A 14592-nucleotide genomic window follows, 5' to 3' on the forward strand; every position below is an offset into this window, starting at 1 on the left:
TGCCGGACGCGACGACATCAGGGAGAACGTCACATGGTATTCAAACATCCGCAGTTTAACGAAACCGCTCCGGAGATCGAAGTCGAGTTCCCGGCTTACGCCCAGCTGGAAGGCAAGGTCGCCGACGCGCTTGCCTCGGCCGGCGGCATTGATGCAAGCGAAGTGACCGTCACCGTCACCGGAACCTCCATTGCTCTCGCAGGCCGGGTCGCCGACGCCCGCGAGATCGCCCGCGCCGAGGAAGTGGTCCGCAGCGTTGAAGGCGTGACCGAGGTGCGCAACAGCATCACCGCCGAAGCCGGCAGCCATCTCACCTGAGGGTTCGAAAGCCTTCAGTGCAAAAAGCCCGGAAGCAGACGCTTCCGGGCTTTTTTGTTGGCTGAGAGCAGGCCGCCTGAGCGACTGCCGCTTAACGCGGCAGCGCGTAGGCGATGACGTAGTCGCCGGGTGTGGTGCCGACCGAGCCGTGGCCGCCAGCGACCATGACGACGAACTGGCGTCCGTCCTCGACCGCGTAGGTCATCGGCGTCGCCTGACCGCCGGCCGGAAGCCGGGCTTCCCAAAGCGTCTTGCCGTTCTTCAGGTCATAGGCACGCAGGTAGTTGTCGACGGCGGCACCGAGGAAGGCAACGCCACCCTTGGTGATCATCGGGCCGCCGATGCCGGGAACGCCAACCTTGAACGGCAGCGGCAGCGGGGTCATGTCGTGGACAGTACCGTTGCGATGCTTGTAGGCGGTCTTGCCGGTGCGAAGATCGACGCCGGCGACATAACCCCATGGCGGTGCCTGGCAGGGAATGTTCAACGGACCGAGGAACGGACCCATCAACACGCCGTAAGGTGCGCCGTCATTGCGGTTGAGGCCCTGTTCCGAACCCTTTTCGTCCTGACCCTTCGCCGGGATATCCGCACGCGGAACCAGCTTGGAGGTGAAGGCGAGATAGGTCGGCATGCCGAACATCACCTGGCGTTCGGGATCGACTGCGACGGAGCCCCAGTTGAACGTGCCGAAATTGCCGGGATAGATGATCGAGCCGTTGAGCGACGGCGGGGTATAGCGACCCTCGTAGTTATACTGGTGGTACCAGATGCGGCACACCATCTGGTCGAGCATCGAAACGCCCCACATGTCGCTTTCCTTCAGCGGCTCCGGCTTGAAGGAGACGGCCGAGGTGGGCTGGGTCGGCGCGGAAAAGTCTTCCGGAATGGCACCCTTCGGAGCAGGCTCTTCGGTGATCGGGAAGATCGGCTCGCCGGTGCGACGGTCGAGAACGTAGATGTCGCCCTGCTTGGTAGGGCCAACCAGCGCCGGCACCACGGAATTATCCGGGCGCGACAGGTCGATCAGCACCGGCTGCGCCGGCACGTCCATGTCCCAGAGATCGTGATGCACCGTCTGGCGAACCCAACGGTCGGCACCGGTATTGATGTCGAGCGCAACGATCGAGGACGAGTATTTCTCGACGCTTTCCGAACGGTTCATGCCGAGCTGGTCGGGCACCTGGTTGCCGAGCGGAATGTAGACGAGGCCGAGTTCCTCATCGACCGAGAACACCGACCAGCTGTTGGGCGAATTGGTCGTGTAGGTCTGACCCTCGGCAATCGGCTGGGTCTGGCTCGGATTGCCCGAATCCCAGTTCCAGATCAATGCGCCGGTGTTGACATCGAAGGCGCGGATGACGCCGGACTGTTCCTGCGTCGAGTAGTTGTCGTTGACGGCGCCGCCGATGATGATCTTGTTGCCGACGATCGCAGGCGGCGATGTGGAATAGTAGTAGCCGGCCGGATTGTGCTGCATGCCGGTTTCCAGACGCAGCGTGCCGTTTTGTGCAAAGGCCGGGCAGACCTGACCGTTGGCCGCATCAAGCGCGATCAGACGGGCATCGGATGTCGGGAGATAGACGCGCTCGGCGCATGCCGAACCCGCGGCTGCCGCCTGGTCCTTGTAATAGCTGACGCCGCGGCAGGTCTGGTGCTGGCGGTCCGGGTTCATGCCGGAATTCGGGTCGTAGCGCCACTTCTCCTTGCCGGTCGTCGCATCGAGCGCGATGGCGAGGTTGTGCGGCGTGCAGATGTAAAGCGAACTGCCGACCTTGAGCGGCGTGACCTGGTAAGTGGTCTCGCCCACGTCGTCCGGTCGCTTCACGTCACCGGTCTGGTAGCGCCAGACTTCCGTGAGGTTGGCAACGTTGTCCACATTGACCTGGTCGAGCGGCGAATAGCGCTGGCCATAGGGGGTGCGGCCATACTGGTGCCATTCGCCATCCGGCACATCACCGCCGAGCTTCGGGGCGGCTGCGACCGACTGGTCCGGCAGCTCGCCGCTCTGGTCGTAGGGATCGAAGAACATCGAGGCGACGGCGACGACCACGGCAATGACCGAGGCGATGGCCAGCGGTACGGCACTGGCGCTGTATTGCATGCCGGATGGGCTGAGAAAGCCGAGCGGCTTGCGGATCCACGGTGTCAGCAGCCAGAAGCCGAGGACGATGATGAGACCGCCGCGCGGGCCGAGCTGCCACCAGTCGAAACCGACTTCCCAAAGCGCCCAGACGAGCGAAACGATGACAATACCGGCATAGACATGCAGTGCCGCGCGTTTCTTAAGGAAAAGCAGAATGGCGGTCAGCACGAAGGCAAGGCCGCAGATGAGATAATAAACGCTACCCCCCAGCATGACGAGCTGTCCGCCGCCGATGGCGAGAGCGAGCCCGAGCAGGGTGAAGATGATGGCGGTGATCTTGAGAGCCATGGTGGTTTCCGTTCCGAACTGAAGACGGGCATTATAGGTGGCAAGCCGGACATTCAGCCGGTGTCGCGTGGTAATCTAGCGCTCTCCGGAGATGTTCAAGATACGATACGGAATGCCAGCCGTGCAGAAGTGCGAGAACAAACGGGCGCTCTGCTCGTTCGGAAAGAGAACGCCGCAGCGATCGACGGCGACCCACTCAAACAGGGATTGCAATCACAGCCATGGCATATGAACTCTACTACTGGGACGGCCTGCAGGGTCGCGGCGAATTCGTCAGACTGGCGCTGGAAGACGCCGGTGCGGACTATCTCGACGTGGCGAGAACCACGGACGGGTCCGAAAAGATGATGAATTACCTGAAGGGCAACCAAGCCTATCCCGACCTGCCTTTCGCTCCGCCGTTTCTGAAAGATGGCGAGATCGTCGTCTCGCATGTCGCCAACATCCTGCACTATCTCGGCCCGAAGCTCGGGCTTGCTCCCGAGGACGAAAGGTTGCGTGTGTTTGCGCAGGGTCTGCAGCTGACGATCACCGACTTCGTGGCCGAGGTTCACGACACCCACCATCCGATCAGCACCGGGGACTATTACGAGGATCAGAAGCCGGAAGCCAAGGCGCGCACAAAGGCGTTTCTTGCGCAGCGGGTGCCAAAGTTTCTCGGTTATTTCGACGGCGTGATCGGATCAAACCCGACCGGCGAAGGCTGGGCTGTCGGCGTCGCGATCACCTATGTGGACCTGTCGCTCTTCCAGATCGCCGAAGGGTTGACCTACGCTTTCCCGCGGGCAATGGCATCGCTGGACAGCCGGTATCCGAACGTGGCCAGACTTCGCGACGCCGTTGGGAAAAGGCCGAGGATCGCAGCCTATCTCAAATCGGAGCGACGCATCGCTTTCAACGAGAGCGGTATCTTTCGCCACTATCCCGAACTCGACGAGGATCCGGCATAGGCGCTTTGGCGCCTTGACGTTTATGGCTAGATAAATGCGAAGACAGGAGCGACCGTGGCAATCATGATCGCGGTCGCGATCAGTACGAACTTCATGTCCTTGCGCTCCTGGGCATTGATGGCTGCCTCTTCGGGCAGCCGCGTTTGGATGACGAGCGGGGTTATCTTGCTTCCTCCCCCAGTTCCTGAAGGATCTGGTGCCGTGCGCGATTGAGACGGCTCTTGACCGTTCCAACAGCGCAGCCGCAGATTTCAGCTGTTGCCTCGTAGCTCTCACCGAGAATGGCAACCAGCGTCAGTACCTCGCGGTAATGGGGAGGCAGCTTTACGAGAGCGTCGCGAACTTCCTTCGCCCTGATTGCCATTTCCTGCGAAGCAGCTATCGGCGTATCGCCAGACACGTTTTCTTCGAGCCCTGGAGCCTCGCGGCCTAAAATCTTGGATCGGGTATAGAACGTGTTGCGCATGATGGTGAAGAGCCAGGACTTCAGCCGCGTGCCGCGCTCGAACTTGTCGAGGTTGGCCAGCGCCTTCATCAGTGTTTCCTGCACGAGATCGTCGGCATCCGTCGTATTGCGGCAGAACGTACGCGCGAAGGCACGAAGCGCCGGTATAAGCTTCACGATATCTGCCCGCGCAGGATCGCCATTCAACTGTGATTCAGACACCGTTGCCTACCTCTCCCAAGTCTCGACGGCCGGATTGACTTCTGCAAACGCGTGCCCCTTCATTTTGGTTCCGCCCTCTCAACCCCACCCGGAGATTGCCGGCAGATCACCTTGAAAATATGGGGCTCTTGCCGGCCTGCCGGAACAAACTGAAGCAGCAAGCCGTTTTTTCCGCATCATCGGCAACACCAAGGAGGGAATGTCATGAGCTTTACCGACAAAACCAACGACAACGACCAGAACAGCGCACAGAGCGACGAGTGGAAGGCCAAGAAGGCTGAGCAGTCGGCGCGCGAAAAGGGCAGCGACGCTGACCTCGAACAGCAGCTCGACGAGGGTCTGGAAGATACGTTTCCGGCGAGCGATCCGGTCGCCGCAACAATAACGTCCATTCCGGCCGGCACCCCGGAGCCGCCGAAGAACTGATACCGACCCGGACCATTGGAACAAAGTGGGCGGCCTCCGAATAGGAGGTCGCCCTTTTTCATTCTTCGCTGTGACTTTTTCGGGATATCCGAAATTAATCTTATTGGTATAAGAGGTTTCTAAAGGGCTCGGGAATGCGGGCGAAAGCGTCCGGCAGAGGGTGTTTTCGGTGGCGGTGACGTCAGAGGTCGGAATGAAGAAGCAGAGCAAGCCGGTGGAAGAAAAAGACGCGAGTTTCGGACGCAGCGTCAACCGCAAGGTTTCCGTTCTGTTGGCGGAGATCGAGAAGGAAGACGTGCCCGATCGCTTGCTCGGTCTTGCCCTGCAGCTTCAGAAGGAATTGTCCGAAAAGCTCGACGGTAAAGGCAGCTGACCGCCTGACCTCGAGATGAGCGCCCGCCGGCGCATGCGCGAACATCTGATCTGCGGACCAACCGCAAGCTGTCGCCCCATCTCGACCTTTTTCACAAATATGTGAGGAACTTTCAGCTTCTGCTTTGGTTCATTGGGTGCGAATTCGACTCTCAAGGAGATCCACCATGGCTAAAGACAAAACCCTCGAAGACCTGTTCTACGAAACGCTGAAGGACATCTACTACGCCGAGCGCCAGATCGTAAAAGCGCTGCCGAAAATGGCTCGCGGTGCCCAGGATCCGAAGCTGAAGGCCGCTTTCGAGACCCATAAGGAAGAGACCGAAGGCCAGATCGAACGCCTGAAGCAGGTTTTCGAACTGATCGGCAAGCGCGCTCAGGGCAAGACCTGCGACGCGATCGAAGGCATCCTGTCCGAAGGCGAGGAAATCCTCGAAGAATTCAAGGGCACATCGGCCCTCGACGCCGGCCTTCTGGCCGCTGCACAGGCAGTCGAACACTATGAGATCAGCCGTTACGGCACGCTGCGCACATGGGCGACCGAACTCGGCCTGAAGGACGTAGCAAAGCTTCTCGACGAGACGCTTGCCGAAGAAAGCAAGACCGACGAAGCGCTGTCTGCGCTGGCACAGTCCACCGTCAACGCCGCTGCCAAGAAGGCAGCCTGATCGCCACAGCGACAAACGCCCGATCACCAGATCGGGTGTCTCCTCGCGAACGTGACGCCAGAAAAACGAAAAGTCCGGCACATGCCGGACTTTTTTGGATTGATTTGCGGTCTGCTACATCGGCGCGCGGACTATCGCCAAAACAAAAACGCTCCTCAGTCCCACAGGATTGCGAAGACGTATGAATGACGTGGCAGCTAGAAAATGGTGTCAATTAGCTATGGTAAGCGGCTTTCGGAATGCCGGATTTCGGCAGCATTTCGATCGGAGCCATCTTTCCATCCACACCAAGCCTGCGGAAAACTCCGGCATGGAATCGTCCACGCCGCAGCAGTTGGACCTTCGCCGCCTCCACGGCAAGTTCCACTGTATGGAAGTACGAAGTTGAATGTACCCCGTCAATTACATAGACCCAGCCCGTTGCGTCTGGAACAATATCGCAGTAGTTTTGCATTGCAGCGTCTCCTCCCGGCGGTCTCGAACGCGTAACTCCTCGAATAGTTCCGTCCGGTCGGTTGTTTGTGCCAACACGATTTGAATCAATCGAATTTCTGTCGTGAAATCCATGGAACTTATTCCCAACAAGGTCGTTTCGGCATTTGGGTGAATGGAGACAAAGATGGCTGATTCCGAACAAGACTGGATCAAGCACCGCGCGTATGCGCTCTGGGAGGAAGAGGGGTATCCTTCAGGCAAAGATACGGAGCACTGGGAGCGCGCAAAACTGGAGTTTGCGACGTTGAAGCCGACTGCGTCGGCACCGGCCGCCCACGAACAGCCTGCAGCATCCGCGCCGAAACTGCCCACCGCAAATGCCAAGGATTCCACCGCCAAAGCAGCTAAGCCTGCCAAGTCAACGGCGGCGGGGTCCGAAAAATCGAAAAAAGCGCTCGCCTCCGAGGCCTCAAGCGAAAAGAAGTCCGTGCCGGTTTCTCCGGCCCCGGTTCCCGCGGGCAAACAGCCTGCCAAGAAGCGGTCCCGATAGGCCGGGCTGGCCTTTGACGCCAGCCGGGTCACGCAGACAAGAGCGGACATGACGGGCCGCGGCAGTCTCTGCCGCGGGGTAATCATTACATCTGAAAGACGGCAATGGCTTTTGCGTATTCGTGTATTTCTCTGACTGGTTTTCCCATTTCGGCGGTCGCTGACACAGGTCTCCCCTCCGGCACTGATGTGAAATGGCATGGACAAGGGTGGGAGTTGGCATGATGGACGCGTACGGCCCCTTGGATGGCCCCATCGAAATAGCATCAGTTGATGACCCGGTTGCCAGTCAGAGTACTGACCGTTCGCACTCGTCGGACGCCGTTCCCGGGCGTAGCACGCAGCGGAGCCTTGGGGGACGCAGTGGGGAAAATTTCGCGATGAAAGTATTGTCGGTCACCTCGGAAATCTTCCCGCTGGTCAAGACCGGCGGATTGGCCGATGTGACAGGATCGCTGCCGAAGGCGCTTGCTGCCCTCGGGATCGATACCATAACGCTCATTCCGGGTTATCCGAAAGTGATGGCCCAGGTAAGCTCCGGCGTGACGCCGCTTGCTCTGTTCGACGACCTGCTCGGTACCCGCGCGTCGCTGCTGCATGTGAAAATCGAAGGCCTGAACCTGTTCGTGCTCGACGCGCCGGAACTCTATGACCGGCTTGGCGGACCTTATGTCGACGAGCATGGCAACGACCACCACGACAACTGGCGGCGCTTCGCAGCTCTGTCGAAGGCTGCGGCGGAAATCGCCGGTGGGCTTCTCCCGGGTTTCGTACCCGATGTCGTTCATACCCATGACTGGCAATCGGCGATGACGTCGGTCTACATGCGCGAAATGGGCTGCGCCATTCCGAGCGTGATCACCATCCACAACATCGCGTTCCAGGGCCAGTATTCCGCAGACATCCTTCCCGCGATCGGCCTTCCCAGCTCGCTGTTTTCAATCAACGGGATCGAATATTTCGGTGGCATCAGCTACCTGAAGGGCGGATTGCTGACGGCCGATGCCATCACCACGGTCAGCCCCACCTATGCCCGGGAGATCCTCACGCCGCGTTTCGGCATGGGCCTTGACGGTGTCCTGAACGAACGCGTGACCGTGTTGCGCGGCATCGTCAACGGCACAGACCTCGACATCTGGGACCCGGCAACGGATCCGCATATTCCGCGCAATTACGATGTCTCCTCGCTGAAGCGCAAGCGCGACAACAAGACCGTATTGATGGAAAAGTTCGGGCTCGACCCTGAAGGCACCGGACCGATCTTTTCCGCCGTCAGCCGCCTCACCTGGCAGAAGGGTTTCGACATGTTCGCCGATACGGCGGACGAGGTCATCCACAATGGCGGTCGTATCATCGTGTTCGGCCAGGGCGACAAGGATATCGAACAGGCGCTGCTGGATACGGCTGCGCGCTATCCCGGCAAGATGGCCGTCCACATCGGCTACGACGAACCGACCGCGCATCTCATCCATGCCGGTTCGGACGCGATCGTGCAGCCATCGCGGTTCGAGCCGTGCGGCCTGACGCAACTCTACGCGCTTCGCTACGGCACCGTGCCCGTCGTCTCGCGCACCGGCGGGCTGTCGGAAACCATCATCGATGCGAATGATGCGGCGATGTCGGCACGGGTTGCGACCGGCTTCCAGTTCCACCCTGTGACGACCGACGGACTGCGTCTCGCGCTGCGCCGGGCCATGCACGCCTACCAGGAACCAAAAATGTGGGCCCGGCTGCAGAACCAGGCGATGAAGGCGAAATTCTCATGGGAGCGCAGCGCCCAGCAATACGCCACCGTCTACACCAACCTGGTGCGCAAGGCCGGCAACTCCTCCGCGGACCGACGAGCGAGCTACTGATCCGGCAGGTGCCGTGATCGGCACCTGCGTCGTTTGATTCCTTGACGAACACGGCGCACGGCGCACACAGCGTTCGGCTAACGAAAACCGCAGGTCTCAGACCGACCGCGTCAAACCACCGTCCACCTTCAGGTTCTGCCCGGTGATGTAACCGGCGCCCTCGGATGCCAGGAACGCGACCGTTGCGGCGATTTCCTCGCTTGTGCCGTAGCGCTTCATCGGCACGCTGTCGCGCCGATCATCGGTTGCCGGCAGGCTGTCGATCCATCCGGGCAAAACGTTGTTGATGCGCACATTGTCGGCCGCATAGGTATCTGCAAAGATTTTCGTAAAAGCGGCGAGCCCGGCGCGAAACACCGCCGATGTCGGGAACATCGCGGACGGCTCGAAGGCCCAAGCGGTCGAGATATTGACGATCGAGCCCGACTTCTGGGCCTGCATGATCGGCGCCACCAGCCGCACCGGACGGATGACGTTGAGCAAGTAGACATCGAGGCCGGTATGCCACTGGTCGTCGGTGATTTCGACGATCTGCGCACGTGGTCCATGGCCGGCGCTGTTGACCAGCACGTCGATCCGTCCCCACGTCTCCATAGTCGCATCAACGAGCCGCTTGAGATCGTCGTTGGACTGGTTGGAGCCGGTGATGCCGAGTCCCCCGAGTTCCTGCGCCAAGACCTCACCCTTACCGGACGAGGAGAGGATCGCTACCTTGAACCCATCGGCCGCGAGCTTTTTCGCAGACGCCGCTCCCATACCGCTTCCGCCCGCTGTGACGATCGCTACCTTTTCTGCCGACATACTGTGCTTCCCTTCCCTGCATCGTGGTGTGAACAGAGACATAGCATGAGGAAAAGCTGTCATCGAATGAGTTCGGCTGAAGGCTGGTGAGTTCTGCCCTTGGGGCATACCACCCAAACGAAAAACCCCGCCGGAGACCGGCGGGGCTTGGAGATCAGAGTATTCAGGCTGCCATCACGGACGGCGGAACAGTGCCAGGCTGCGGCCTTCCAGCTCGAAGTCCCGTTCCTTGGTGATCACGAGACCCTTCTTGGAATAATCCGACGTGGTCATCTCCAGCACCCAGCCACCTTCGCCGAACTGCGGGATCTGGAACGGCACGTTGCCTTCGAACGGGTTGAACAGCAGCAGCACGTCGTGCCAGATGCCTTCCTCTTCCTTCAGGTCGCCACGGCCAATGTACAGACCGATCGTCGAGCCTTCGTCCCACTGTTCGGAGGTCTGGAAACCACCGCCGGCGTTGAACCACTTGATGTCCATGCCATCGCGCCAGTTCTCGCGGCGCAGCAATGGCTGCTCGTGCCGGAGCTTGATGATCTGGCGGGTAAACTCGCGCAGCTGCTCGTTGCTTTCCGGCAGGTTTTCCCAGGCAACCCAGGAGATCTCGCTGTCCTGGCAGTAGCCGTTGTTATTGCCGAGCTGGCTGCGACCGAACTCGTCACCGGCCAGCAGCATCGGCGTGCCGTGCGAGAACATGAGCGTGGCGAGGAAGTTGCGCTTCTGGCGCTCACGCACCGCGTTGATGCCCTCGTCTTCCGTCGGGCCTTCCTCACCGTAATTGTAGCTACGGTTGTCGTTATGGCCGTCGTTATTGTCTTCGCCGTTCTCGTCGTTGTGCTTCTCGTTGTACGAAACCATGTCGTTCAAGGTGAAGCCGTCATGGGCGGTGATGAAGTTGACCGATGCCCAGGGACGACGACCGCGCTGATCGTAAAGATCGCCGGAACCGAGAAGGCGCGCCGCAAAGTCCGTCGAGACGTTGTCGCCCTTCCAGTATTCGCGCACCGTATCGCGGTACTTGTCGTTCCATTCGGCCCAGCCAGGCGGAAAGCCGCCGACCTGGTAGCCGCCCGGACCGATATCCCAAGGCTCGCCGATCAGCTTGACCTTGGAAAGGACCGGATCCTGCGTGATGGCATCGAAGAAGCCACCGCGCTCGTTGAAGCCTTCCGGCTCGCGACCGAGAATGGTGCCAAGATCGAAGCGGAAGCCGTCGATATGCATCGCTTCGGCCCAGTAGCGCAGGGAGTCGGTGACCATCTGCAGTACGCGCGGATGCGAAGTGTTGACGGTGTTACCGGTGCCGGTGTCGTTGATGTAGTAACGATGCTGGTCGGGCATCGTGCGGTAGTAGGAAAAGTTGTCGATGCCCTTGAACGACAGGGTCGGTCCAAGCTCGTTGCCTTCGGCCGTGTGGTTGTACACCACGTCGAGAATGACCTCGACGCCGGCATCATGAAAGTTCCGCACCATCTCGCGGAAACCCTGGATGCCCTTCGGTCCGAAGTAGCGCGAGGCCGGCGAGAAGAAGTTGAGGGTGTTGTAGCCCCAGAAATTCTTCAGGCCACGATCGAGCAGGTGCTGGTCGTCCGGGAAGGAGTGGACCGGCAGCAGCTCCACCGAGGTGATGCCGAGGTTCTTGATGTAATCGACAGTCGCCTTGTGGCCCATGCCTTCGTACGTGCCGCGCAAGTCGATCGGAACGCCGGGGTTGAGCTGGGTAAAGCCCTTCACGTGCGTTTCATAGAGGACTGTCTGTGGCCAGCTGATCTTCGGACGGTTGTTGTCGTGCCAGTCGAAATTCGGGTCGATGACAACGCCCTTCGGCGTGTAGGGACCGCTGTCGCGTTCGTCGAAGGTCAGGTCCTTGTCTTCGGCAAGGAGGTCATAGGCAAAGTGTGCCTCGTTCCACTCAACGTCGCCGAACAGTTCGCGTGCATAGGGGTCGATCAGCAGCTTGTTAGGGTTGAAGCGATGGCCGTTTTCCGGGTCATAGGGGCCATGCACGCGGTAGCCGTAAAGAGCGCCGGGCTTCAGGCCGGGGATATAGCCGTGCCAGATCTCGTGGGTGTATTCCGGCAGTTCGAGGCGGGCGATTTCCACCTTGCCGCTCGGGTCGTACAGGCAAAGTTCGACGCGCTCGGCATGCGCCGAGAAAATCGCGAAGTTGACGCCATCGCCGTCGTAATTTGCACCCAGCTGAAGCCAGGAACCCGGGTGAACGACAAAGTGGCTCGATTTCGTATCCATATTTCCCCGCTGGTCATACCAATTGAAACTTTCGCCTATAGAAGGTGCGAGGCTGCAATTCGTTCCAGAGGCCCTGCAATTTAGGAGGTTTCGCAAGTTGCCCGCGAAATTTTGAGGGCGGCACGCGTTTCCGGATGGGCCGCCTCCCCTATCTCTCTAGTGGTACCCATAACAGCAGGGAGAAGACCATGACGACCATGTCCCCGGAAGAGCTCGAAGGCCGGCTGAACGCGCATCGCGAACTGATGATCGATCTGATCGCTGCAATGATTGGCGGCGAGCTGACGACCACCCGTTTCGTGCAGCGGCTGCGTGACGACGCTACATTCAAGGACAACGAGGAAGATCCCGGTTTCTCCCCCGATGGTGCCTTCGCGATCGAAAACGCCATGGCCCGCGAAGTGCGCTCGGTGCTGGAAGCTGCACGTGCAAGGGCAGAAGCCAACAAGAGTTAATCAAATTTTATGAATAAGGCCGTTTCGCCGCATTTGTGGCCATTTCGTGGAACCATGATTCCGTATCGCAGTTGATAGGCTTTAGGAGTGTGGCGGGAGGCAATCATGGTCAAGGAATGGATCGAGGCTGCAGGTTTCGTGATGGTCATCGCGGCCTGTTACATGATGGTCGTTCCGATCTAGCGATCGACCGGTCATCCCATTGACTGACACCAGCGACACATGACTGTGGCTGGCCTCTTCGCTGACGCCAACTTTTTATCGGCGAGACTTCCTGTGAGCTTGGCGCGTTCGAGTCGTTCAGTAACGTACTATTACATCGTGTAAGATCTGGAACGAAATGACACCGGTCGGGTTGGACATCCAGTGACCTGGCGAAAAACCTTGTGTTCACGACGGGAGATCCATCATGCATCACGTTCTGACAATGCTGAAGAACCGGTTCCTTTCGCATCGCAGCTTCGGCCATCCAAAGCATCTTGCGGCCAAAAGCCCGCAAGAGCTTAGGGTCCTTGTGCCCGATGCCGTCGTACTGCCGCTTCCCAGAACAGCGCGAGAGGAGATCAGTGTCCCCGCGTCTATCAATGGCAGGGATCTCTCGACTGGCCGCCTTTAACCGGGCCGGCCCACGACAACAGTCCATGACAATAAAAAGGAGTGAAACATGGCTGACATGAAGTCCGCTTCCATCCTGATTCTTGCAACCGACGGCTATGAGCGCTCGGAGCTCCGGTTTCCGCTCGATGAACTGCGCAAACGTGGTGCTGACGTGAAGATCGCTTCGATCAAGTCTGGAGAGATCAGAAGCTGGGACGAGACCGACTGGGGTGACTCTGTCGCGGTCGACCTTGAAGCGAAGGACGTCAAGGCAAGCGATTTCGATGCGCTGGTTCTGCCCGGCGGACAGATCAATCCCGATGTGCTGCGCAAGGATGAAACGGCGATCAGCGTCGTGCGAGATTTTGTGGCGAGCGGCAAGCCTGTTGCTGCCATCTGCCATGGTCCATGGCTGCTGATCGAGGCGGATGCCCTGCGTGGCCGCAAGGCGACATCCTACCCGTCGATCCGGACCGACGTTCGCAATGCAGGCGCGTCCTGGCAGGACGAAGCCGTGGTCTGCGATAACGGCATCATCACATCGCGGTCACCCGACGACCTGCAGCAGTTCGTCGACAAGATCGTCGAGGAAGTCAACGAGGGCCGTCACAACAGACAGGCCGCTTGATTGCAGAATGACTGGTAACGAAAGCCCGCTCCGCCATGGTCGGTGCGGGCTTTCTCTTGTCTGCGTGCCACGAGATCATACGCTGGCTGATGGAGCGAGAACCGGTCCGGTCAGGTCTGTTCCTGCTTCAGGAATGCCAGAAGCCGGCGCTCGTTCATGCGCAGACCACGGCGGCCGTCCGTCGGCAGGGTCTTCGCGTTCATGATCTTTTCGAGCGGCGAGACATCCTCGGCAAGGCTCAGGATCTGCGGATGGATATAGCTGGTGCGGCAGACGGCTGGCGTGTTGTGCAGCGCTTCAGAAGCTGCGTTGCACAATGCCTTGATCTTGGGACGGTGGCCGTCCTCAGCCATTGTATTCCAGGCTGACATGAAGGCTGCGAGGCTTCCGCCCCAGGTGCGGAACGTCTTTGCCGTGACCGGAAAACCGGCGGCCTTGGCAAGATACGCGTTAAGCCGGCCAGAATCGATCGGTCGCGGCGTACCGTGTTCATCGGGAAACGAAAACAGCTGGCGTCCCGGAAGGTCGGCGACGTCTTCCAGGATACGTTGGAGACGCGGATGTTTCAGCGTGTGCTGCACCCGCTTGCCACCCTTGGCGGTGAATTTTAAAAGGATACCGTCGCCGGACAAAACCATGTGCCGCTTCAGAAGCGTCGTTGCGCCATAGGTGCGGTTTTCCTTGGCATAGGCGCGGTTGCCGACCCTCAGATGCGTCATGTCCATCAGCGCCACAAGTGCGGCGATCACCGCCTCGGACTTGTCGAGACCATGCGACAGATCGCGGGCAGCTCTGGACCTGATGCGCGGCAAGGCCTCGCCAAACTGGGCAAGCTGGTCGAACTTGCGCTCGCTGCGGAAATTCTGCCAGTCCGTGTGATAGCGATACTGCTTGCGGCCGCGGCTGTCATAGCCGGTTGCCTGGAGATGGCCGCTGGCATCGAGACAGATCCAGACGTTTTCGTAGGCTGGCGGCAGTCCGAGTGCGGAGATGCGGGTATGGTGGTCATCCTCAACCAGCAAGCCACCATCCGGCAACCGATAACTGAACCCCTTGCCGCGTCGTTCCCGCCGAATGCCGGGTTCGGTATCGTTGACATAGGTGAGGCCGATCGTCTTGAGAGACTCGACGTCAATTTCAATGGTGCTGACTAACGTATCCATAACCGCTAAACTGAGATGGATAT

General features: G+C 59.6%; 15 protein-coding genes. 9 read left to right on the forward strand and 6 right to left on the reverse strand.

What is annotated here, in order from left to right; translation table 11 throughout:
* Positions 1–33: 33 nt before the first annotated feature.
* Positions 34–318 carry a BON domain-containing protein gene (locus G6K99_RS15060; RefSeq protein WP_062461431.1) on the forward strand — a complete coding sequence of 95 codons (285 nt, stop codon included), beginning with the start codon at positions 34–36 and terminating at the stop codon, positions 316–318.
* Between the two features lie 91 nt (positions 319–409).
* Here the strand turns inward: G6K99_RS15060 and G6K99_RS15065 are convergent, their stop codons facing one another.
* Positions 410–2752 carry a glucose/quinate/shikimate family membrane-bound PQQ-dependent dehydrogenase gene (locus tag G6K99_RS15065; protein WP_174197033.1) on the reverse strand — a complete coding sequence of 781 codons (2343 nt, stop codon included), beginning with the start codon at positions 2750–2752 and terminating at the stop codon, positions 410–412.
* A gap of 221 nt (positions 2753–2973) precedes the next feature.
* On the opposite strand from G6K99_RS15065, the gene G6K99_RS15070 reads away from it, so the two are divergent.
* Positions 2974–3702: a glutathione S-transferase gene (locus tag G6K99_RS15070; RefSeq protein ID WP_174197034.1), complete on the forward strand. Its 729-nt coding sequence runs from the start codon at positions 2974–2976 to the stop codon at positions 3700–3702.
* 160 nt (positions 3703–3862) lie between these two features.
* On the opposite strand, the gene G6K99_RS15075 is transcribed toward G6K99_RS15070, so the two are convergent.
* On the reverse strand, positions 3863–4369 hold the full coding sequence (locus G6K99_RS15075; RefSeq protein ID WP_244474083.1) for a sigma-70 family RNA polymerase sigma factor: 507 nt from the start codon (positions 4367–4369) through the stop codon (positions 3863–3865).
* A 204-nt stretch (positions 4370–4573) separates the two neighbouring features.
* Here G6K99_RS15075 and G6K99_RS15080 point away from each other — a divergent pair, with 204 nt between their 5' ends.
* From G6K99_RS15080 to G6K99_RS15090, 3 genes are all read left to right on the forward strand, one after another.
* Entirely contained in the window at positions 4574–4795 is a 222-nt protein-coding gene (locus G6K99_RS15080; RefSeq protein ID WP_062581961.1) for a hypothetical protein, read from the forward strand.
* Positions 4796–4988: 193 nt separating this feature from the next.
* Complete coding sequence (locus G6K99_RS15085) at positions 4989–5168, forward strand: hypothetical protein (RefSeq protein ID WP_062461446.1); 180 nt, start codon at positions 4989–4991, stop codon at positions 5166–5168.
* A 166-nt stretch (positions 5169–5334) separates the two neighbouring features.
* On the forward strand, positions 5335–5835 hold the full coding sequence (locus tag G6K99_RS15090; RefSeq protein ID WP_062461448.1) for a ferritin-like domain-containing protein: 501 nt from the start codon (positions 5335–5337) through the stop codon (positions 5833–5835).
* Positions 5836–6049: 214 nt separating this feature from the next.
* On the opposite strand, the gene G6K99_RS15095 is transcribed toward G6K99_RS15090, so the two are convergent.
* Positions 6050–6289, reverse strand: coding sequence for a hypothetical protein (locus G6K99_RS15095; protein ID WP_139283771.1), 240 nt, complete (start codon positions 6287–6289; stop codon positions 6050–6052).
* Positions 6290–6454: 165 nt separating this feature from the next.
* On the opposite strand from G6K99_RS15095, the gene G6K99_RS15100 reads away from it, so the two are divergent.
* Complete coding sequence (locus G6K99_RS15100; RefSeq protein WP_174197035.1) at positions 6455–6820, forward strand: DUF2934 domain-containing protein; 366 nt, start codon at positions 6455–6457, stop codon at positions 6818–6820.
* Between the two features lie 379 nt (positions 6821–7199).
* Positions 7200–8675 carry a glycogen synthase GlgA gene (gene glgA, locus G6K99_RS15105; RefSeq protein WP_174197036.1) on the forward strand — a complete coding sequence of 492 codons (1476 nt, stop codon included), beginning with the start codon at positions 7200–7202 and terminating at the stop codon, positions 8673–8675.
* A gap of 96 nt (positions 8676–8771) precedes the next feature.
* On the opposite strand, the gene G6K99_RS15110 is transcribed toward glgA, so the two are convergent.
* Positions 8772–9476, reverse strand: coding sequence for an SDR family oxidoreductase (locus tag G6K99_RS15110; protein WP_174197037.1), 705 nt, complete (start codon positions 9474–9476; stop codon positions 8772–8774).
* A gap of 174 nt (positions 9477–9650) precedes the next feature.
* A complete protein-coding gene (glgX, locus tag G6K99_RS15115; RefSeq protein ID WP_062461460.1) occupies positions 9651–11726 on the reverse strand; it encodes a glycogen debranching protein GlgX in 2076 nt (691 codons plus the stop codon).
* A 188-nt stretch (positions 11727–11914) separates the two neighbouring features.
* On the opposite strand from glgX, the gene G6K99_RS15120 reads away from it, so the two are divergent.
* Together G6K99_RS15120 and G6K99_RS15125 are read left to right on the forward strand one after the other, a co-directional pair.
* The gene (locus tag G6K99_RS15120; protein ID WP_174197038.1) at positions 11915–12181 is read left to right on the forward strand and encodes a hypothetical protein; all 267 of its coding nucleotides are present in this window, start codon (positions 11915–11917) and stop codon (positions 12179–12181) included.
* A gap of 664 nt (positions 12182–12845) precedes the next feature.
* Positions 12846–13406 carry a type 1 glutamine amidotransferase domain-containing protein gene (locus G6K99_RS15125; RefSeq protein WP_062461469.1) on the forward strand — a complete coding sequence of 187 codons (561 nt, stop codon included), beginning with the start codon at positions 12846–12848 and terminating at the stop codon, positions 13404–13406.
* Positions 13407–13516: 110 nt separating this feature from the next.
* Here G6K99_RS15125 and G6K99_RS15130 read toward each other — a convergent pair whose 3' ends face one another.
* A complete protein-coding gene (locus G6K99_RS15130; protein ID WP_062461960.1) occupies positions 13517–14542 on the reverse strand; it encodes a DNA topoisomerase IB in 1026 nt (341 codons plus the stop codon).
* Between the last annotated feature and the right edge of the window lie 50 nt (positions 14543–14592).

The sequence above is a fragment of the Neorhizobium sp. AL 9.2.2 genome, from assembly GCF_013317225.1.
Taxonomy (GTDB): domain Bacteria; phylum Pseudomonadota; class Alphaproteobacteria; order Rhizobiales; family Rhizobiaceae; genus Neorhizobium; species Neorhizobium soli.

Bases quoted from the DNA above. Each gene is read 5' to 3' on its own strand.
- G6K99_RS15060 (WP_062461431.1), top strand. From the start codon at position 34: ATGGTATTCAAACATCCGCAGTTTAACGAAACCGCTCCGGAGATCGAA.
- G6K99_RS15065 (WP_174197033.1), bottom strand. From the start codon at position 2,752: ATGGCTCTCAAGATCACCGCCATCATCTTCACCCTGCTCGGGCTCGCT.
- G6K99_RS15070 (WP_174197034.1), top strand. From the start codon at position 2,974: ATGGCATATGAACTCTACTACTGGGACGGCCTGCAGGGTCGCGGCGAA.
- G6K99_RS15080 (WP_062581961.1), top strand. From the start codon at position 4,574: ATGAGCTTTACCGACAAAACCAACGACAACGACCAGAACAGCGCACAG.
- G6K99_RS15085 (WP_062461446.1), top strand. From the start codon at position 4,989: ATGAAGAAGCAGAGCAAGCCGGTGGAAGAAAAAGACGCGAGTTTCGGA.
- G6K99_RS15090 (WP_062461448.1), top strand. From the start codon at position 5,335: ATGGCTAAAGACAAAACCCTCGAAGACCTGTTCTACGAAACGCTGAAG.
- G6K99_RS15095 (WP_139283771.1), bottom strand. From the start codon at position 6,289: ATGCAAAACTACTGCGATATTGTTCCAGACGCAACGGGCTGGGTCTAT.
- G6K99_RS15100 (WP_174197035.1), top strand. From the start codon at position 6,455: ATGGCTGATTCCGAACAAGACTGGATCAAGCACCGCGCGTATGCGCTC.
- glgA (WP_174197036.1), top strand. From the start codon at position 7,200: ATGAAAGTATTGTCGGTCACCTCGGAAATCTTCCCGCTGGTCAAGACC.
- G6K99_RS15110 (WP_174197037.1), bottom strand. From the start codon at position 9,476: ATGTCGGCAGAAAAGGTAGCGATCGTCACAGCGGGCGGAAGCGGTATG.
- glgX (WP_062461460.1), bottom strand. From the start codon at position 11,726: ATGGATACGAAATCGAGCCACTTTGTCGTTCACCCGGGTTCCTGGCTT.
- G6K99_RS15120 (WP_174197038.1), top strand. From the start codon at position 11,915: ATGACGACCATGTCCCCGGAAGAGCTCGAAGGCCGGCTGAACGCGCAT.
- G6K99_RS15125 (WP_062461469.1), top strand. From the start codon at position 12,846: ATGGCTGACATGAAGTCCGCTTCCATCCTGATTCTTGCAACCGACGGC.